We start from the raw sequence: 19059 nt of genomic DNA on the forward strand, positions 1-19059 counted from the left end.
GCCGCAGCCGCGCCGCCGTGGACGCTCGATCAGGTAGGGACGCCTTCCGGTCCGGCAGCCTCGGCGGCGGCGCGAGTTGCCGGGTCGATGTCAGGCACCGGCCCCTTGAACCAGTGCCTGGCCGAGAGGACCCACCATCCTCCGAAGAGCAGCAGGGCACCGGCGACGGCGAGCAGTGTGTAGTTGAACGAGTTCCACGAGAAGTCGTGGTGGAACGGGATTCCGGCCGGCGTGGTGGGCGAGATGAAAAGCAGGCAGACCAGGCCGATCCACACGATGCTCACGAGGTCGACGACCTTGTACCAGCGGCCGAGGTTCCAGGGTCCGGTCTCGAACTCGTCGCCGAGCCGGAACCTCAGGAGGATCACGAAGGCATAGGCGAGGTACAGCCCGATCACGACGACGGCGGTCGCGATCAGGTAGCCGATGGTCGCGTTCCAGAACGTCGGCAGCATCAGCAGCAGGTTGATGCCTACGATGACGGCCACGGCGTTGAACGGCACCTGGAACTTGTTGAGCCGGGTCCACAGGTGCGACGCCGGGGTGGCCCGGTCTCGTGAGAGCGCCCACACCACCCGGGAGCTCGCCGTGACAACCGCGTTGCAGCACAGGAACTGGGCGACGCTGGCGATGAGGAGCAGCGCTTCTGCCCAGCGCGATCCGAGCGCCGTCGACCAGATGTACTGGACGTCGAACGCACCCGCGTTGAGCGTGTCCTGGGTGTTGGGGATCGCGAACGTGATCGCGAGCAGGAGGATCCACCCCCCGACGCCCGACCAGAACACCGACGTCCACACTCCTCGTGCGGCGGCGCGGGCGGCGTTGTTGGTCTCCTCGGACATATGCGCCGAGGCGTCGAAGCCACCAATCGTGTACTGCGCCTGGAGGAGTCCGAGTCCGAGCACGAACCAGAACATCGGCTGCGACCAGTGATGTCCGCCGAAGCCTGAGGCGTTGATCGTCTTGGTGAAGACGTACGAGGCGGACTGGTGGTGGTCGGGGACGACTACGAGCGCCACGACGATCACCGCGGTGCCGATGATGTGCCACCAGGCCGAGATGTTGTTGGTCAGAGCCACAACCCGGATGTCGAAGTAGTTGACGGCTCCCATCGCGATGATGGCGATCGCGTACACCGCGTACAGGGTGCCCGTCGTAGCCGAGAACGCGCCCGGCCACAGCAGCACGAGCAGAGAGGTGAACGTGAGCGAGAAGCCGTACCCGACGGCTGCGACGGCGCCGACGAGCCCGACGATGTTGAACCACCCCGTGAACCATCCCCACCGCGGAGACGCCATCCGGCAGGCCCAGAAGTAGAGGCCGCCGGCGGTAGGCATGGCCGACGCGAGCTCGGCGATGCCCAGCGCCACGATGACGCACATGAGGGAGACGAGCGGCCATCCCCAGGCCATCATCACCGGGCCGCCGTAGGAGAACCCGATGTAGTAGCTGGTGATCGGACCCGCCAGCACCGAGATGATGCTGAAGGAGATCGCAAAGTTGGTGAAGGCGCCCATGCGGCGCTTCAGCTGTTGTTGGTACCCGAGCCGGGCCAGCACCGCCGAGTCGGAGTCATCTTGGTTGATGCTCATGTTCACCTCGTTGACACAATTGGAGTCCGAGACCTTCCTGGAGCGACAGGTGTCGCCTGACCGGAGCCCCGGCCTTGCCCCGCGTTGGCGGGTCGAGAGCGGGCGCTCTCGGAAGACGTACGACGAGTGCCCACCGGTCGCGGGCTGGCCCGAGCGATCACGGCAGCTTCTCCTCCCGCTCGAGGAGCGCCAGGTCCGACTCGAACGACGCCTCGGAGGCGATCTCGGCCATCCGCGCCAGGCAGGTGCGCGCGTATCCGGCGTGGTCGAAGTCGAGGAAGCCGGTGGTCCCCGCGCGCAGCGACCAGAGCCCTTCGCGGAGCATGCTGACGAAGCGGTAGCACCGGACCGCCGCGAGCACTCGTTCGTCGGCGGCCTCGCCGTACCCGGAGACGAGAGCGGCCACCTCCTCGGGTCCCAGCTTCGCCTTCTCCGCGAAGTCGCCGACGTCGAAGAACCGGTCACCGGAGCCGGCGTACTCCCAGTCGATCAGGAAGGCCCGGTCGGCGGTGAAGACGACGTTGCCCTCGGACACGTCAGCGTGCAGAAGGGGCGCCACATAGGATCCACGAGCGGTACCGATCCGATGGAGGGTGTGCATCGTCCAGCCGAAGTCCTCGACCAGTTCCGGGCTCTCCCGGTCCACCTGCTCGAACAGCCATGTGGTGCCCGAGAACGGGTCGGAGACCAGGCCGTGCACCGACGTTCCCCGCGTCTGGGCGTGCAGCCGAGCCAGCGTCTGACCCAGCATCGTCAGTGCGCCGGCGCGGTCTGCGACGTCGGAAAGCAGGGAGCCGTCGACGAAGTCGACGACGAGAACGCCGAGGTCAGCAAGCTGCGCGAGCACCGGCGGGGTGAGGCCGAGCGACGCGATCTCCTCCAGGGCCAGGCTCTGGGTACGACGCTGGATCCCGACCACGCCGGCCAACGCGTCGGGCAGCTGCTCCTGAACGACGACCGCGCGACCGGCCTCGGGCCCGGACTCGAGCACGACCTTGAAGTTGCGGTTGGTCATGCCGCCCTCGAGTGGCTCCGAGCTCCACGCAGCTCCGGGCCACAGCCGCTGGAGCGCGAGCTCCACCGTCGGCGGCATGGTCGACGGCGAGCCGGGCCGCTCGAAAGGCTGGTTGGCGCCGCTCACGAGACGCCCGCCCCGACACAGGCCTCGAGGTGGGCGACACCGACGTAGTCGCCGACAGGCACCCTCGTGGTGTTCAGCACCACGCGAAGCTGCGGCCCTCCAGGCTCGCCGAGCGAGTCGACCACGATCCGGGCGCCGCCGAGGTCCTCCTCCCGGGTGTAGTGGCTCTGGGTCGCCACCACCGACATCCCCGCGGCGCGCGCCGAGGCGACGCCGATGGCTGAGTCTTCGATCGCCGCCGAGTCCTCGGGTCTGCTCCCCAGGTCGGCCAGGGCCCGTACGTAGACGTCGGGGGCCGGCTTCTTGTGGGCGACCATGTCGCCAGCCACGACCACGATGTGGTGCGGCATCAGGTCCCCCAGCGCGCGGTCGGCGATCGCGCACACCGACTCCTGTGCCGAGGTCGACGCCACCCCCAGGACCCAGCCGGCGTCGTGCGCGTCCTCCGCCAGGCGGCGTACCCCCGGTCGCGGCTCGAGCAGGCCGTCGCGGACCATCCCCACGAAGATCTCGGTCTTGCGCCGATGCCAGCCGCGAACGACGCCCTCGAGCTCGGCGGGGTCGGTGGGCAGACCGTGACTGCGCACGAAGTCATCGGTGCACAGCCGCATGAGCCGCTCACGCCCGCCCGCCACCGTGAGCCGCTCGGCGTAGTCCTCGGTGCTCCAGGAGAGACCCAGGCCCTGCTCGTCGAACATCTGGTTGAAGGCGACGCGGTGCCCGTCGCGCTCGGTCTCTGCGAGTACGCCGTCGCAGTCGAAGACGAGGGCCTTCACGAGGCTGCCCGGCTCCGCAGCCCGGCCCGCCAACCGCCCCACGCCGCGCAGGCGACGATGCCGGCTGCCGCGCCCAGGAGGGGTAGGTCCCGAGGCTCCAGGGTGACCTCGGACCGCCAGGCACCCATGCGAACGTCGAGCACGGGACGGCCGCGGTCCATGCGGACGCCACCCAGGCTCACCCGGAACCGGCCGACCGGCGACAGTACCTGCATCTCTTCCCACTTCCGTCCAACCGTCACAACGTCCGGCGTCCAACGGCCGCCAGAGCCTGCTCGCATGCACGTGTCGCTGTTGCGACCGCGTCCTCGTGGGTCTTGGGGTCGGCCGAGCTGAAGCACTCGACCACGTCGTCGCTCGCGAAGAGCGCCCCTTCGACGTTGCGCATCGGGATCCGCCCGGCAGCCAGGAGCACGGCGTCGGTCGCCACGTGAGTCACTCGCCCGCCCTGACGGACGGTCGCACCGCTCACCCGTGGGAAGCCGTGCACCGCCTCGACCGTGGCGTCGGCGAACCGGACCTCCCCGAGCTCGCCGAGCTCGCCGTCCCCCGACTCCGTCGGCTCGGCGGTACGGCGTACCCGGACGACGCGCGACGCGCCGGCGCGCTCGAGCTGCTCGCAGAGCTCCTCCGCGAGCTGGCCGTCACCGACGACCAGGGGGTGCCGACCAGGGAGGACCCCCGAGTCCAGGTAGTGGTGCGCCACCGATCCCGGCAGCACGCCCGCACCCCGGTCGCCCACGATGCCGAGCTCTGCCCTGGTGGCCGGACGAGTCCCGGTCGCCAGCACCAGGACTGCCGCGTCGAGCGACTCCGCCCCGCCGACACCGAGCGTGCACACGGCCCCGGGCCGGCGTTCCAGGGCGATCGTCCCGAGCCTCCAGCTGACACCGGCCCGGTCGGCTGCCCGCGCCAAGGACTCGGCGTCCGATTCGGGCTCCTGCCCACCTGCCGCTGGCAGCCGCTCCACGACGCTCACCCGGACATCGCGTTCGGCGAGCATCCTGGCGACGATCAGACCCGACCTGCCGGCACCCGCGACGACAACGTCAGCCATGGGTCTCACCTACACCGATGGTCGAGCCGGGCTCGTTCATCGGCGTCTCCCATGCCGGACGGTCCGCATACAGCGACGTCACGAAGGCGACCCCTGACAGGCACGCGGATCCCTGGCAGCGTCCCCAGGTCGCGTGCGTACGGCGCGCGACCCCGCCGATCGTCGTCGCGGCGAGTGGTGGTCGCAGCGCCTGGTGGACATCGGCGGCGGTGACCTTCTCGCAGGCGCAGATCACCGTCCGACCGAGGGGGTCCGTCGCCACCCGAGCGCCGTCGAGGTCCCACCAGAGCGGCCGCTCGTAGTCCAACGAGGTTCGCGCCGCCGGCCGAGCCGAACCGGGAAGGCCTGCAGCGACCAGCAGGTCTCGCAGATGCTCACCCATCGCGGGTGACGACGAGACGCCCGTGGACCTGATGCCCGCGGCCATCAGCAGGTTCGAGGCAGACTCGGACCAGCCGACCCGGTAGGTCGGGTCGCTGTGCGGACGCAGGCCGGCGAACGTCTTGATCGCGAAGGACAGGTCGAGCCCGGGCATGAGTCGCCGGCAGCGCCCGAGGACATCGGCGATCCCTTCGGTGGTGGTCGCGCGGTCGCGCTTGTCGGGCAGGTCCTCGGCGTCCGGCCCGACCAGCACCGAGCCATGCGCTGTCGGGATCACCATCGGCCCGTGCCCGAGCGGGCCTGGTACGCCGGTGAGGATCGACGGCACCTGCTTGCCGAACTCGCGGTCCAGCAGGGTCCACTGACCTCGTCGCGCCACGACGTCGAAGTCCTCGCCACCCAGTGCCTCCGAGACGGCGTCGGCGCCGACCCCTGCGGCGTTCACCACGAACTTCGGGCGGTATCGGCCGCGGGTCGTGACGATCTCGGTGATGCGGCCGTTCTGGCGGACGCCGTCCACGACAGCCTCTCCCAGACGGAACCGCACGCCGTTGGTCTCGGCAAGCTCGGCGTAGGCGACCGAGAGCCGTACGGAGTCGACGACTCCTTCCGCGGGGATGTGCAACCCCAGGACGGCGTCCGCCGAGGCGTGGGGTGCCACCTCAGCGAGTGCGTCGCCCTTGAGGATCTGTGCCTCGACCCCGACTGTCTCGCAGCGCTCGGCCATGGCCGGGATCAGCGCGGCCTCCTCCTCGTCGAGCGCGAGCACCGTGCATCCGACGCGCCGGAACCTCACTCCCAGCCGCTCCGAGAGAGCCTCCCAGCGCCCGTCCGAGCGCAGGCACAGGTCGGACTCAAGCGACCCCGGCGCCGGTGACCATCCGGAGTTGGTGATGCCGCTGTTGGCGCGCGATGCCTCGTCGCCGACGTCCTGCCGGCGCTCGATCACGACGACGTCGACGTCGAGCTGCGACAACGCCATGGCCGTCGACGTCCCGACCACTCCGGCGCCGACGATGACGACGTCCGGGCTCTCCACGGCCGTCGGCACGGCGGTGTCGGCGTGGTGGCTCCGCACACGCACCTCCGACGTAGCTCCCGGTCTGACGATGGCCTGGACGATAGGGAGAGACGATGAAACAGGTCAACGAGTTGCCGGTCGAACCGCGCTGGGTATCGTCAGATCGCACGTTGCCGGCTGGAGACATCGGGTTTCCCGATGTGTCAGGTGAGCGCGGCGACTCCTCTGACCCGAGCCAGATGGGAGCGCAGGACGGTCTCCAGGTAGCGCTCGGCGGGGCTGGCGCTCGTCTGTCCGAGCCTCAGCAGGCCGACCTGGCGTCGCGGGGTGGCCACGTCGGCGACGCGGAACGCGACGACCTCGCCGCGTCGACGCTCCTCGACGATCGTGTGCGTCGAGAGGAACCCGACCCCGCTCCCGCGACGTACCGCGCGCTTGACGGCGTCGACCGATCCCAGCTCCCAGACGTCTCCGAAACGGTACGGCGTCGCGGCCAGGATCCCGAGGGCGAAGTCGCGCGTGCTGGAGCCCTCCTCCTGCACCAGGAGGGTGGCACCGTCGAGCGCCGAGGCCGTGACCTCGGCGGTACTCGAGAGGTCGAGCAGCGCCGGGCTCGCGACTCCGACGATCTCGTCCGGCCCAAGGGGGGTGGCCACGAGTCGCTCGTCGCGCACCTCACCACACGTGACGGCGCAGGTCACCCGCCCCGACAGGAGCCACCGCACGACCTGTGCCGTAGACCCGACCGACAGGTGTACCTCCACGTCCGGACACTGCTGCCGGAAGTGAGCCAGGGCGTCGGGGACGACGTACGTGCCGGGCACCGAGGACGCTCCGAGTCGGAGCGTCCCGGTGCGAAGACCCGCCCGCGCGGCGAGGTCGGACTCCGCGGCCATCAGGCTCGACAGGGCCTGTGCCGCGTGCGCCGCCACGATCTGGCCCGCACCGGTCAGATGCAGGGAGCGACCACTGCGGGCGACGAGCGGCTCGCCGGCCGCGACGTTCAGCAGGCGGATGTGCTCGCTGGCCGTGGGCTGGCTGATCCCCACGACCTCGGCAGCCTTCGACAGGCTCTCGGACCTCTCGAGCTCGATGAGAAGCCTGAGCCGGGCCACATTCCATACGTCCAACAGTGTCGGCATGAGCTCACCCCCACGGGCGCAGGCCCCCAGCGGGCCGCGGCGACATCGTAGTGCTCGCCCCGTGACCGCGCGCCAGCCACGAGAGGACGTTGACGCCGCGAGGTCCAACGGGCGCGGGACAGCTCCGGGGCGATCTCCGCGCCTCCAGAGGTCACCCCGGCAGGTGTCCTCCTGGTGACGGGCTGGCGGCACAGTTGCTGCATGACCACCGTGAGTCGCACCTTCACCGTGCAGCCATCCCCTGAGGCCGTCATCGACTACCTCAAGGAGCTCGGCCACGCCGAGGAGTGGGATCCCGGAACCCAACGGTGCGTACGTCTCGATGAGGGCCAGGTGCGCGTCGGGAGCCGGTGGCACAACGAGTCCAAGATCGCTGGGGTCTCGACCGAGCTGACCTATGAGCTGAAGGAGCTGACGAGCAGGCGCATCGTGCTGGCCGGGAGCAACGACACGGCGACGTAGACCGACACCATCACCGTCGACCCGCACCCGAGCGGTGGAAGTCAGGTCACCTACGAGGCGGCCATCGAGATGAGCGGGCCGCCGAAGCTCGCGACGACGGCGGTCAAGCTCGTGTTCGAGAGGATCGCCAACGAGACAGAGGAGCGCATGAGCACCATCCTCGACCGGCTCGAGACCTGAGGCATCCTGGGCCGGTCTCCGGCGCTCCGACGTGCCTAGCGGCATGCGCCCGGCCAGGTGGGGTACCCACTGCAAGATGAGGGACGAGCCGACGGCGGACGCCGGCCAGAATGTCGGCAGCGGCTCCCGGGACAAGCTGGTCCAGTTGATGCGCGAGATGCGTGTGGGCATGCTCACCACGTTCGGTCCAGACGGCCCGCGATCAGTGCCGATGGCTCGACAGGACGTCGATCCGGGAGCCCAGCTGTGGTTCATCACGGCACGCGACACCGCTCACGTGCGCGTGTTGCGGGCGGTGCCGCACGTGGCCGTGACGTTCTCGTCGCGGGACGCCCGGGTGGCCGCGACGGGACGCGCATTCGTCATCGACGACACGGACAAGGTGGAGCAGCTGTGGAACAGCTTCGCCGAGGCATGGTTGCCCGGTGGACCGGAGGACCCGAACGCGACCTTGCTTCGAGTCGATGTCGAGCAGGCGGAGTACTGGGACACCCCCGGTAGCAAGGTCGCCTCGCTGATCAGCTTCGCAAAGACCAAGATGACCGGGGCGACGTACGACGCCGACCACGGCAACGTGGAGCCCTGAGCCGTACCGAGCCACCCCGCCAACCCCATTCAGATCAGCCCGCCCTGGACGCGGAAGAGCTCGTGGCCGCGGCAGAGGAGCGCATCGACGACGGCGAGGCCGAGTTCGGGCCCGACGCACCGCCGCGCGGTGTCCTGCCGAAACATCCCGAGACCACTTGACCCAACCGACGCCTAGTCCGGCGACGTGTCGGAGTCGGCCTCGGCGGGCTCCGTCGGAGAGGGCGGATTGGGCTCTTGCGGGTCCTGGGTGACGTCCGGCCGGACGTTCGGTTCGTTGGGCGTTGCGGTCATCAGAGATCTCCACCTTCCTTGCCTGCTACGTACCCGGTGCGGCGTGTCACGACACAGGCCGCCGGGCCCAAGGAAGCGCTGACCAATCCCGCCTGCTGCGCGCCATTGATCGGCACTTCCCTAACGCACGACGAGGCTCCACACACCGGCCACGCAGTCGACCACAAGGCGGTTGCGCGCTCTTCGCCAGCCGGGCGACTCGAGCACGGATCCGCCCGCTACTCCGATGGTCGCCGTTCGGTAGAGACGAACGCTGCCGGCACCGCCGACCATGGTCGCGCGAACGGGCACGGCTCCGGTGACTGCGAGACGGACTGAGCTGGTGCCCCGATGACGGTCACGGGCAGCGTCCCTCGTGGTTCGGGGAGAGCGATGGCGAAGGCCGAAAACCCCTTGAGTGACGTCGATGGCGGACACGCGTCCCCGCGAGAGGTCGAGGTCGACCGACGACGCGCCGGCGTCGAGCTCGATCCGCCAGTGACGTCACGAGCGAGGCGGAGTCGAGCTCAGGTCCCGGGGCTGCTTCGCGCGGTTGGCTCACCACCACGGCGCGACCCTGCAAGGTGAGGGTTGGTGCCGAGGCTGCGTCGGCGACGCCAGAGGCTTCGACCACCGCGCGCGCCAACGACGTCGTACCGAGGTGGATCGTGGAGGACCCGCTGACAACCCGCAGCACGACGCGCGACCTCGATCCTGGCGTTCTCGTGCCGGGTGACCAGCTGGTCAATGATCAGCCGGTCGACACTGCGCAGCGCGGTCGACGGCTGCACCCGGCGCCGGTCGGTCAGGGTGTTCAGCCTGCTGGTGCCGTGTGCCTGCGCAGCACCACGAGAGTCCGGAACTGGGGCACGGTGACCACGTCATCGAGATCGGCCAACGACCGGGCGGTGACTCCGAGGAGCGCACGCGAGGCGGTCAGGAGGACAGTGACGAAGTCGTCCAGCTCAGGGTCGCCCGCTGCCTCGGACCGGGCATCGTCGTGGTGCCCGGTGCCGGCGCCGACACCTCATGTTGCATTCAGGTAAGCAACTATTGCATACTGCAAGTCATGCCTGGAAGCGATCCCCCGATGGTCTCCGGGCACGCCGGCTGGCTGAGGCTGCCCCGGTCCGGTGTGGAGCGCGTGAACGCTGCAGCCCGCTCGGGTGCCGGTGGGCTGGTGCTGCTCGCGCTGGTCGTAGGGGCTGGGGCGGGGCTGTTCGCCGTGGTGTTCCGGTGGCTGATCAAGCAGTTCACGCTCGTCCTGTCCGGGCACCCGGACTACGCCGCCGTGCCCGGAGCCGCGCATCCGGGGCTGCCCGGCCTGGGCCGATGGTTCCTGCTCGGTGCCCCGGTGGTGGCGGGGCTGGCGTACGGTCCGCTGGTTCACTTCTTCGCCCGCGAGGCCCGCGGCCATGGCGTGCCGGAGGTGATGTACGCCGTGGCGCGTCGTGGTGGCCGGATCGCGCCCCAGGTCGCTGCGGTCAAGGCGCTGGCCTCGGCGTTGTGCATCGGTGGCGGCGGCTCGGTGGGCCGTGAGGGGCCGATCGTCCAGATCGGGTCCGCCCTCGGCTCGACGGTGGGCCGGGTCCTCCGGGTGCCCGAGGGGCGGATGCGGGTCCTGGTCGCCTGTGGCGCAGCGGGCGGGATAGCCGCCACGTTCAACGCGCCACTGGCCGGGGTGTTCTTCGCCATGGAGCTGATCCTGGCCGACTTCGCGGCCGAGTCGTTCGGCATGGTGGTGCTTGCTGCGGTCACCGCGAGCGTGATCGGACGCGCGGCCCTGGGCAGCCGGCCGTTCCTCGCCCTGCCGACCTTCACCGTCCAGCACCCCGCGGAATACGTCTACTTCGCCGTCCTGGGGGTGATCGCCGGCTGCGTGGGCGTCGGGTTCACCCGCATCCTCTATCTGATCGAGGACGGCTGTGACGCCATCTGGCGTGGCCCGGAGTGGCTGCGGCCCGCGGTCGGTGGCCTCGCCCTCGGGGTGGTGCTACTGGTGCTGCCGCAGCTGTACGGCGTCGGCTACCCAGTCCTCGGCAACGCGGTCAGCGGCCAGTACGCACTCGTCTTCCTCCTCGTCCTCCTGCTCGGCAAGATGGTGGCGACCTCGCTGACGATCGGGATCGGCGGCTCTGGCGGGGTCTTCGCCCCCAGCCTGTTCATGGGGGCGATGTTGGGCTCCGCCTTCGGGATCGTCGCCCACCAGCTCCTGCCCGGCGCGGGACCGGCCGGCGCCTACGCCCTCATCGGAATGGGCGCGGTCTTCGCGGGGGCGGCTCGTGCCCCGATCACCGCGGTGGTCATCATGTTCGAGCTGACCGGCGAGTACACGATCATCTTGCCGTTGATGACCGCGATCGTGCTGGCCACCGGCATCGGGCACCGGCTCACCCAGGACACGATCTACACCCTCAAGCTGCGCCGCCGCGGCGTACACCTTGGCATCCGCGAGACCATCGCACCCGGAGGACGCGTCCAGGTGTCGGCGGTGATGAAGCCACTCCCACCCGCGATCGCCGCGGACGCCCGGCTCGCCGACGTCGCGCTCGAGCTGGCCCGGACGCGGTACGGCGTTCTCCCGGTCGCCCGCGACGGCACCTACCTCGGAGTGGTCACCGCACGCGCGGTCAGCGAGGCGCTCTCCGACGGCCGGCACGACGCAACCCCCGTCGAGCTGCTGGTGGAGCTTCCCTCGTCGGTGCGCGAGGACACCGAGGTCGCGGATGCGATCCGCGCCCTGGACGCCAGCGACTGTGGCGCGATCCCCGTCCTGTCTGCCGCCAGTGCCGGCGTGGTCGGTTGGTTCGACTACCAGAACGCGCTGGCCAGTCTCGAGCCCGTCCGACCAGCATCATGACCCCCACGCCCCAACCGCGTCCCGGTGAACCGACAGGGCAACCCGGCCACTCAAGCGGCCCCTATGCGGTGCGCCTGCGGGGGCTGACGAAGACATTCGGCACCACACGTGGCATTGCCGGCGTCAGCCTCGACGTACCCACCGGTGGGGTCTTCGGGTTCCTCGGTCCCAACGGCGCCGGGAAGTCCACCACGATCCGACTCATCCTGGGCCTCTATCGGCCCACAGCCGGAACCGCGACAGTGCTCGGTCTCGACCCCTGGCGCGACGGCGCGGTCCTACGTCGCCGGATGGGCTATCTGCCCGGCGAGCTGAGCCTGTTCCCCCGTCTGACCGGCCAGGAGACGCTCGACCGGTTCTCCGCGGCCAGAGGACTGAGCGATCTGCGCTACCGCACCGAGCTGGTGGACAGGTTCGGTGCGGAGGTGGACCGGCCCGTGCACACACTGTCGAAGGGCAACCGGCAGAAGCTCGGCCTGGTCCTCGCGTTCATGGACCAGCCCGAGCTCGTCGTCCTCGACGAACCCACCTCGGGGCTCGACCCGCTGGTACAGGACGAGTTCGCCTCCCTGCTGCACGAGACCGTCGCCACGGGAGCGACCGTGTTCCTCTCCTCCCACGACCTCGACGAGGTGCAACGAGTCGTCGGTGAGCTCGCGATCATCCGAGACGGGAGCATCGTGGCCGTCGACACCGTCCAAGGACTCAGGGGCCGCTCACCGCGCCGGATCGAGCTGTGGTTTCCCGGGCCGGCCCCCCGAATGGCATTCGCGTCCCTGGACGGGGTAGAGGTCCTCTCCGTCGCCGACAACACGATGATGCTGTCAGTGGCCGGCGCCGTCGCGCCGGTGCTGGCAGCAGCGGCAGACCAGGACGCGGTCGATATCACCGCCCGGTCCGCCGACCTCGACGAGCTGTTCCGCACCTTCTACCGATCCCAGCACCGATCCGAGGCCCCGGATGCGCACTGACATCACACGCCTGGACCTACGGCTGCGCCGACGCGGCATCTGGGGCTTCACCCTCGGTCTGGCCGGCTACACCCTCGTCATCGTGGCGCTCTACCCGTCGTTCAAGAACCAGACCTCCCTGGACGCGCTCACCGCGAACGGGAACACCCTGGGCGCACTCCTCGGCGCCAGCGGCTCGTTGACCTCGCCGGTCGGCTGGGTCAACGCCAACCTCTACGCCAACTTCCTCCCCCTGTTCGTCCTCGTCATCACGATCGGCTACGGCGCCGACGCGATCGCCGGACAGGACGAGGCCAACACGCTGAGCCTGGTCGCCGCCCTTCCGCTCAGCAGGCGCGACCTGGTGTCGCAGAAGATGACCGCACTGCTCCTCATGGCACTGCCAGCCACGACCGCCACCGTGGCGTGCGTCTTCGCCGGCCGCGCCTTCCAACTGCCCCTTGGGATCTGGCCGGTCCTGAGCACCACGCTCGGCGTCCTCCTCCTCGGCGCGGCGTTCGGCCTCCTCGCCCTCGCCGTGGGCGCCGCCACCGGAAGCCGCGGAACCGCGATCGCCGTCGCAGGCTCAGCCGCCACCGGGTCCTACATCCTCAGCGCCCTCGCACCAGCCGTGAACTGGGTCCACCCACTCCGCTTCGCCTCGCTCTTCTACTACAGCGTCGGCAACCATCAGCTCGACCACGGCCTCTGCTGGGCCGCAGCTACCGTGCTCTGCGGTACGTGCGCCGCGCTTGCTGTGGTGTGCGTGGCTGCGTTCGCGAGACTCGACCTCCACTGACTCTCTTGTTCGTCGACCGCACCGTGCGACCGCTGCCCCGACTGCCCAGGTCGCGATACGTCGACCACCGAATCACCCGAAGCCTCAGAGCGCCACGTAGCTGGTGGTCGACGGTCAAGGCGCTCAGGAGGCCTCAGGGCCTTGCTGGGCCGGCCCTGAGGCCACAGCCCTAGCGTGACTTAGGCCATGTCTGAGGCTGCGGCGAGGCCCACCTCGCTGACCTGCGTGTTCATTGGCTGCCAGGCACGAATTTGCGCACTAGCCGTGGGCTCTAGAGTCCTGGTTCGTGGCGTAGGTGCGCACTGTGAAGTCCTCGACGGGCGACGGCGGTCCAGATCGTGCACTCCTCGCGGCGTGGATCACGCAAGATCGAGCATCTGGGACCAGCACATGACGTGCAGGAGCTCGAGGCCCTCAAGGTCGTCGCTGTGCAGCGGCTGATCGGTGGGCAGGAGGAGTTCGACCTCGGGCTGGGGGCAGTCGCGGCCGCGGGGCCGCTGCCGATCACCTCAACCCGGATGAGCCACCCATGGGACGCGTTGTGCCGCGCCTACGAGAGGCTCGGATTCGACACCGCCACCGACACTGACGTCGTCTTCCGTGACCTGAGTCTGGTCTGGATGAGCTCGCCCGTGACGCCATCGATCGCTGCTGCGACGACCGATCGTGCATGCACGTCGAGCCCCACCCTCGTACGCTCGGGGAACACCGGGCCTCCCACGAATGTCGGATGGGTCGAGCGGGCAGCCACTGCTCGGTCACCCACGAATGTCGTGAGTGAGGCCCCGGCCCGGGGCCCCGTCAGTCCGACCGGGTCACGTCATACCGTCTAGTCAGCTTCAGGATCCGCGCCTTGGGCTGCGCGGCCGCCGTCGACGGGAAGGACGACGCCGTTGATGAAACTGGCGTTGTCGGACAGCAGATATGTCACCGTGTCGGCGACTTCGTCACTGGTCCCCACCCGGCCCAGCGGATGTAGGGCGGCCATCTGCGCCTCGACGTCGGGGTGGTGCTCGCGGTAGGCCCCGTAACGGGCGGTGCCGATAGAGCCGAGTGCGACCGCGTTGGTGCGGATGCCGGCGGGTCCGTGGTCGATGGCGACAGCCTTCGTGAGGGCTTCCACTGCGGCCTTGGCCGTCGCGTAGGGCAGCGCCCCGCGTACCGGGCGTTGTGCCTGGTGGGATGAGACGTTCACGATCGCGCCGGGGCGTTCGTGGGCGAGGAAGTGGTTCACCGCCGTGTGGCACCCGATGACCGCCAGGGCCAGGTTCGCGGTGATGAGGTCGAGGACTTCGTCCGCGGCGGCGGAGGCCAGCGTGGCATCGCGAAAGATCGCCGCGTTGTTGACCCATCCAACCAAGGGGCCAGCAGCTTCGGCCCGCAGGGCGGCGCGCTCGGCGATCCTCGGGATGCGGGCGTCGCCGATGACGAACTCGACCGATGAGTGGTCTCCAGCAGAGGTCTGCGCGATGTCGAGGACCACGACATGGCCTTGCGTGGCGAGACGCTCAGCGATGGCTCGCCCAACGCCTTGGCTTCCCCCGGTCACAACGTAGGAGCGGTGAATCACAACGGCGGCCAATCCGTGTCAGCTGCCGGTGTCGGCAACGTGGACGGTGTTCTGACCGGAGAGGACCTGCGGCTCGGCGTCATCGAGGCTGACCACGTACGTCTGCGTGTGACGAGCCGAGCTGTTGCGGGGCCGGCCATGAGCGTCGAGATAGACCTGCTCGACGACCACCAAGGTGACGCCCGGTGAGGATGGCCACCACCTTGCTCGCCCGATCGGAGAACAAGAGTGGCCACACCAAGAAGACCGCATCGACGCCGTCCAGATGGTTCGCCAAACCCCTCGTGGACCTGAGGTCGCCCGCCACGACATCGACACCGTTCCGGGAGACCGGCGCTAGCGGGGTCACGGGCCAGAGCACGGACCGACAAGCCCTGTCCGAGCAGGCCATCAACCACGTGGCGACCAACGTTGCCTGTCGCCCCGATGACCATGACCATGCGACACCTCCGAGACCTTGACGGCGCACAAATGGTGCGCCCGATGTTCGAAACTACTCACACCGTGGATGCTCGCCAGCCGGGACCGCCCGCTCAGCACCCACGGAGAGGATCCGCAGACCGTGTAGTCCTCTTTCCCCCGAGGTACCAGAGACCAGCGCCCAAAGTGCAATGCCGTTCATGGAACGGAATCCAGAACGTCTGCGGCTCAGGTCGCCAGCCGGCCCGGACGCTTCCAACTCCTGGCCGGTGTTCCGCCAGTTGTGGGATTGCGGCGTGGTGGGTTCAGCGCCGTTGCTCATGGTGCGTTGGGCGGTGCCGCCGGAGGAGCGCAGCGCCGAGCGCGGCGGTGATCAGGAGGGCGATCCCGCTGAGCCAGATGGCGTTGTGCAGGCCGTCGACGAACAGCTCGGCCCGTAGTCGGGACACGGGTGGGCCGGTGGGCCAACGCGTTGCCCTTCAGGTCCGCGACGGCCTGCTCGATGAGAGCCGCTTGCGCCTCGGGGCCTGCCAGCGGCCGACCTCGACGAGATCTGGCGGTCCACAGGACCGATCCTCAAACGCGCCCGCCGGAAAGCACCGGTATGGGCAGAAGTCGCACCCGACAGTGGCGCAGGCACTCGCGTGCACGGACCGGGCCGGGATCCGTGTCCATGGCCGGTTCACCACCCGAGGTCAGTCCTGCAGGCATCCGGCAGGCTCGACGCTGCCCACGTTCGGATCGACGGCTCGCCCCGGGACGTCGACAGGCTCACTCGATGGGTCACCCGGGCATGAGATGGCGATCCAGGCAACGCCGGGCAACTTGGAACGAGAGGCTCAGGTGGCCGGGGCCTCGTCCGCCTGTTCGACCAGTTCGCCTTCCAGCGCGATGTTGATCTCGTCGCTCACGACGAACCGCCCGTCGAGCACGGGGTTGAAGGTCAGACCGAAGTCTCTGCGGTTGATCTTGGTGTGCCCGCTGTAGCCGATCCGGTGACCCATCATCGGATCGTTGAACTCGCCCAGCCGGCTCATCTGCAAGGCGACCGCTCGCGTGATGCCCTTGATGGTCAGGTCGCCGGTCACGATGTACTGGTCCTCCCCAGCCGACTCGACGCCGGTGCTCGTGAACGTCATGACGGCAAACTTGTCTGTGTCCAGGAAGTTCTCCGAGCGAAGATCCTGGTCGCGAACCTCGTGATGGGTCTTGATGCTGGCCGCCTGGATCGTGACCTCGACACGCATGTTCTCCAGATGATCAGGGTCGATGTCCGCCGTGGACGTCACCTCGGAGAAGTGCCCACGCACCGTCATCATGCCCAGGTGCTTCGCCGCGAACTCCACCTGCGTGTGGTACGGGTCAAGCTGCCAGCTACCCATGTCAATCCTCCCGACGCCCGTGCTCGTTTCAGCGATCCCGGCCGGTCCGGCGTTCGCGCTAGACAACGCGTGCCCGGACTCCAGTCCGGATCACCAGAATATCGAACTATAGTTGAAGGACCAACTATCGTCTCGCCCCCGGAGTACCCAGGTGAGACTGAGCAACCTGCGAACAGGCGCCCGGGCGTGTCACCGCGGAAGCCGGTCCAGGTGGCGAGCGCGGCGATGGAGTCGATGAGGGCGTGTTGTCCGTGGGCGACTCCGACGAGCTGGCCGCGGCCGCGTGGTCGGTCTTGGAGCGGCGAAGGTGCAGGAGCACCCCGGCCGGCTTGGTCTCGACGTCGGCGAGGGTCAGTGCGGTGAGCTCGGATCGTCGCAGGGCTGAGGCGAAGCCGAACAGGACGATCGCGGCGTCGCGGGCGCCCTTGAGGGTGGCGCGGTCGATGGGGGTGACGATCTGGCGGATCTCGGGCCGTGCGCCTCGACGAGCTCGCGGGCTCCATGGCCCGAGGCTTACCCGACGCCGTAGACCGCCAGCGCGGTCACCAGACCGGCACCCACCAGCGCCGCCGCCGGGCCGACCACTGACGCCGGCCGCGACGAGAATGCCGCGGCGAGGCCGATCCGTGCCGCTTGGAGGAGTACGCCGGCGGCGGCCGCGACGAGCAGGGGCTCGAGCTGCTCCGGCACCGCGATCTGGGCGACCCCGACGCCCGCGACAGGACCCAGGCACAGGGCCGCGAGCCCCCACCGGGTCCGGCGCCGCGATGCGGAGGCCAGCAGCGAACCGGCCGCCAGCCCTTCGGCGAAGGCGTGGGTCGCAAGAGCGACGACGACCGTCGCCGAGCCGATGAGCGCCAGGGCCGCGCCCTCGAGGACGCGGTGTGCGGCCAGGGCGACGGTGACCGCCGCCCCGTTGGCCGGCTCGCTGTCGCGAGCACAGGCACAGCCTCGCCGGGTCAGCCACCCGGCGAGCGCGAAGCCGGCCGCCGCGGTCAGCGGCACGACCGACACGGGAAGCCCCGACTCTCCTGCGTCCGACCAGGCGTCGGGCAGCAGGTGCAGCCCCGCGATCACGAGCAGGACGCCGGCCGCAGCACCGAGCACCAGCTCGCGCCGGTCCGAGTGCCGGTCGGCGAGGGCCCAACCGGCGAGGGTCGCGACCGCGATGAGGACGACGCCCAGGCCCAGCACGTCGACAGCATGGCCGAACGGGGCTCGAGCGGGATGCGCAGGCTAAGCGAACCCTTAGGAGGTAACCGGCGCCGGCGCGGGCTGGACCTATCCTCGCCTCGTGTACGACATCGCGCTCACGGTGGCGGCCTGCCTGCGCTCGGGCACCCGGGTCCACGTGTCCTGGGTGGTGGGCTCGGACCTCACCCTGGCGGGGGGTGCGCCACTGGACCCCAACAGTTCGCTGGCCCTGACACCGGGTGGAGGCCGGGTCGGGAGCCTGTGCGCCGGTGCTCTCGACCAGCAGCTGGCCGAGCACGCGTCCGTGCTGGGCGAGACCGGCGGGCGGGTGGTCCGGGTCGCCGTGGGCGAGCTGGAGGCGGAGGCCTTCGGCCTGGCCGGTGCCGGTACGGCGACCGCGGTGGTCCTGAACGGCGAGCTGCTGCCGGCCGCAACGTGGGAGCTGCTGCAGGAGCGCCAGCCCTTGCGGGTCCGGCTCGCTCGGGAGGGCGACGAGCTGACGGCGGCCGCATTGCAGGACCCGGACGGCCACGAAGCCGGAAGCAGCGTCAACGACCTCGAGGTCGTCACGACCTGCCGGCCGGTGCCGACCGTGGTGCTGGCTGGCGGCGGCCCCGTCCTGGCGGCCCTGGAGCAGATGGCACCACTGCTCGGCTGGCGGGCCCAGCGGGCGAGCGACGCAGACACCGCCCGGGCCCTCGTGGTCGGGCTGGGTCCCGGCGACGCAGTGGTGCTGGCCATGCACGACGTCGAGCTCGCCGGGCCCGTGCTGGCCAGCACCCTCGACGGCCGCGCCGGCTACGTCGCCGCGCTCGGCAGCCGAGCGATGCAGCAGAGCCGGGAGACCTGGCTCAGCGGCCGTGGCATCGAGGGGTTGGAGCGGATCCACACCCCGGCCGGGCTCGACATCGGTGCCGACGGCCCGGCGCAGGTCGCCGTCGCGATCCTGGCCCAGGCCATCGCGGAGCGGTCCGGGCGTGCCCAAGCAAAGGCTTAGGTACACCTCGTCGGGAGCGGGTGGCCGACCTACAGTGAAGGCATGGATGAGCCCCAGAAGGTTCTGCGCGCGCTCTGGCAGACCGAGGGTCAGGAGCTTGACGAGGACTGCACGCCCGAGAGCAACAAGGTGTGCAGGAACATGAAGGACGTCAGCTTCGACGGCTTCGCGCCCGCGGGCAGCGACCTCGGCCAAGCCTGGCGCGACAAGCTCGCGCGCGAGGGCAAGCTGAGCTCGGGCAGCCTCCGCGACCTCGTCCTGGGAGACCAGTAGAGAG

General features: G+C 69.7%; 19 protein-coding genes and 1 pseudogene. 7 read left to right on the forward strand and 13 right to left on the reverse strand.

The window, feature by feature from the left end:
- Positions 1–29: 29 nt before the first annotated feature.
- From VHW64_RS01715 to VHW64_RS01745, 7 genes are all read right to left on the reverse strand, one after another.
- Positions 30–1592 (reverse strand): amino acid permease, encoded by a 1563-nt coding sequence (locus VHW64_RS01715; protein WP_329648770.1) that lies wholly within the window; start codon positions 1590–1592, stop codon positions 30–32.
- Positions 1593–1749: 157 nt separating this feature from the next.
- Entirely contained in the window at positions 1750–2733 is a 984-nt protein-coding gene (locus VHW64_RS01720; protein WP_329648771.1) for a phosphotransferase, read from the reverse strand.
- Complete coding sequence (locus VHW64_RS01725) at positions 2730–3509, reverse strand: HAD-IA family hydrolase (RefSeq protein ID WP_329648772.1); 780 nt, start codon at positions 3507–3509, stop codon at positions 2730–2732. The genes VHW64_RS01720 and VHW64_RS01725 overlap by 4 nt, the downstream gene beginning before the upstream one ends.
- Positions 3506–3724 carry a hypothetical protein gene (locus tag VHW64_RS01730; protein ID WP_329648773.1) on the reverse strand — a complete coding sequence of 73 codons (219 nt, stop codon included), beginning with the start codon at positions 3722–3724 and terminating at the stop codon, positions 3506–3508. The genes VHW64_RS01725 and VHW64_RS01730 overlap by 4 nt, the downstream gene beginning before the upstream one ends.
- 23 nt (positions 3725–3747) lie before the next feature.
- Entirely contained in the window at positions 3748–4566 is an 819-nt protein-coding gene (locus VHW64_RS01735) for an FAD-dependent oxidoreductase (RefSeq protein WP_329648774.1), read from the reverse strand.
- Positions 4559–6025, reverse strand: a complete 1467-nt coding sequence (locus tag VHW64_RS01740) for an NAD(P)/FAD-dependent oxidoreductase (RefSeq protein ID WP_329648775.1) — start codon at positions 6023–6025, stop codon at positions 4559–4561. Before VHW64_RS01740 ends, VHW64_RS01735 begins: the two co-directional genes overlap by 8 nt.
- Before the next feature lie 146 nt (positions 6026–6171).
- The gene (locus VHW64_RS01745) at positions 6172–7110 is read right to left on the reverse strand and encodes a LysR family transcriptional regulator (protein ID WP_329648776.1); all 939 of its coding nucleotides are present in this window, start codon (positions 7108–7110) and stop codon (positions 6172–6174) included.
- Positions 7111–7311: 201 nt separating this feature from the next.
- Between VHW64_RS01745 and VHW64_RS01750 the strand changes: the two genes are divergently transcribed.
- From VHW64_RS01750 to VHW64_RS01770, 5 genes are all read left to right on the forward strand, one after another.
- On the forward strand, positions 7312–7572 hold the full coding sequence (locus VHW64_RS01750) for an SRPBCC family protein (protein WP_329648777.1): 261 nt from the start codon (positions 7312–7314) through the stop codon (positions 7570–7572).
- A 256-nt stretch (positions 7573–7828) separates the two neighbouring features.
- Positions 7829–8338, forward strand: coding sequence for a pyridoxamine 5'-phosphate oxidase family protein (locus VHW64_RS01755; RefSeq protein WP_329648778.1), 510 nt, complete (start codon positions 7829–7831; stop codon positions 8336–8338).
- Positions 8339–9679: 1341 nt separating this feature from the next.
- On the forward strand, positions 9680–11470 hold the full coding sequence (locus VHW64_RS01760; RefSeq protein WP_329648779.1) for a chloride channel protein: 1791 nt from the start codon (positions 9680–9682) through the stop codon (positions 11468–11470).
- A 68-nt stretch (positions 11471–11538) separates the two neighbouring features.
- On the forward strand, positions 11539–12441 hold the full coding sequence (locus tag VHW64_RS01765; protein ID WP_329648780.1) for an ABC transporter ATP-binding protein: 903 nt from the start codon (positions 11539–11541) through the stop codon (positions 12439–12441).
- Positions 12431–13219 carry an ABC transporter permease subunit gene (locus VHW64_RS01770; protein WP_329648781.1) on the forward strand — a complete coding sequence of 263 codons (789 nt, stop codon included), beginning with the start codon at positions 12431–12433 and terminating at the stop codon, positions 13217–13219. The genes VHW64_RS01765 and VHW64_RS01770 overlap by 11 nt, the downstream gene beginning before the upstream one ends.
- A gap of 829 nt (positions 13220–14048) precedes the next feature.
- Here VHW64_RS01770 and VHW64_RS01775 read toward each other — a convergent pair.
- From VHW64_RS01775 to VHW64_RS01795, 6 genes and pseudogenes are all read right to left on the reverse strand, one after another.
- Positions 14049–14789: an SDR family oxidoreductase gene (locus VHW64_RS01775; protein WP_329648811.1), complete on the reverse strand. Its 741-nt coding sequence runs from the start codon at positions 14787–14789 to the stop codon at positions 14049–14051.
- A gap of 18 nt (positions 14790–14807) precedes the next feature.
- Entirely contained in the window at positions 14808–14960 is a 153-nt protein-coding gene (locus tag VHW64_RS01780) for a hypothetical protein (protein WP_329648782.1), read from the reverse strand.
- Between the two features lie 173 nt (positions 14961–15133).
- Positions 15134–15229, reverse strand: a pseudogene (locus VHW64_RS20235) (NmrA family NAD(P)-binding protein); the annotation flags it as partial.
- 285 nt (positions 15230–15514) lie between these two features.
- Positions 15515–15658: a hypothetical protein gene (locus VHW64_RS01785; RefSeq protein WP_329648783.1), complete on the reverse strand. Its 144-nt coding sequence runs from the start codon at positions 15656–15658 to the stop codon at positions 15515–15517.
- Between the two features lie 390 nt (positions 15659–16048).
- Entirely contained in the window at positions 16049–16591 is a 543-nt protein-coding gene (locus VHW64_RS01790) for a YceI family protein (protein WP_329648784.1), read from the reverse strand.
- A 513-nt stretch (positions 16592–17104) separates the two neighbouring features.
- Positions 17105–17785 (reverse strand): hypothetical protein, encoded by a 681-nt coding sequence (locus tag VHW64_RS01795; protein WP_329648785.1) that lies wholly within the window; start codon positions 17783–17785, stop codon positions 17105–17107.
- A gap of 100 nt (positions 17786–17885) precedes the next feature.
- Here VHW64_RS01795 and VHW64_RS01800 point away from each other — a divergent pair, with 100 nt between their 5' ends.
- Both VHW64_RS01800 and VHW64_RS01805 read left to right on the forward strand, forming a co-directional pair.
- On the forward strand, positions 17886–18782 hold the full coding sequence (locus tag VHW64_RS01800; protein ID WP_329648786.1) for an XdhC family protein: 897 nt from the start codon (positions 17886–17888) through the stop codon (positions 18780–18782).
- Between the two features lie 42 nt (positions 18783–18824).
- Entirely contained in the window at positions 18825–19055 is a 231-nt protein-coding gene (locus VHW64_RS01805) for a hypothetical protein (protein ID WP_329648787.1), read from the forward strand.
- The last annotated feature ends 4 nt before the right edge of the window (positions 19056–19059 follow it).

The organism is Nocardioides sp. (assembly GCF_036267815.1).
Classification (GTDB): domain Bacteria; phylum Actinomycetota; class Actinomycetes; order Propionibacteriales; family Nocardioidaceae; genus Nocardioides.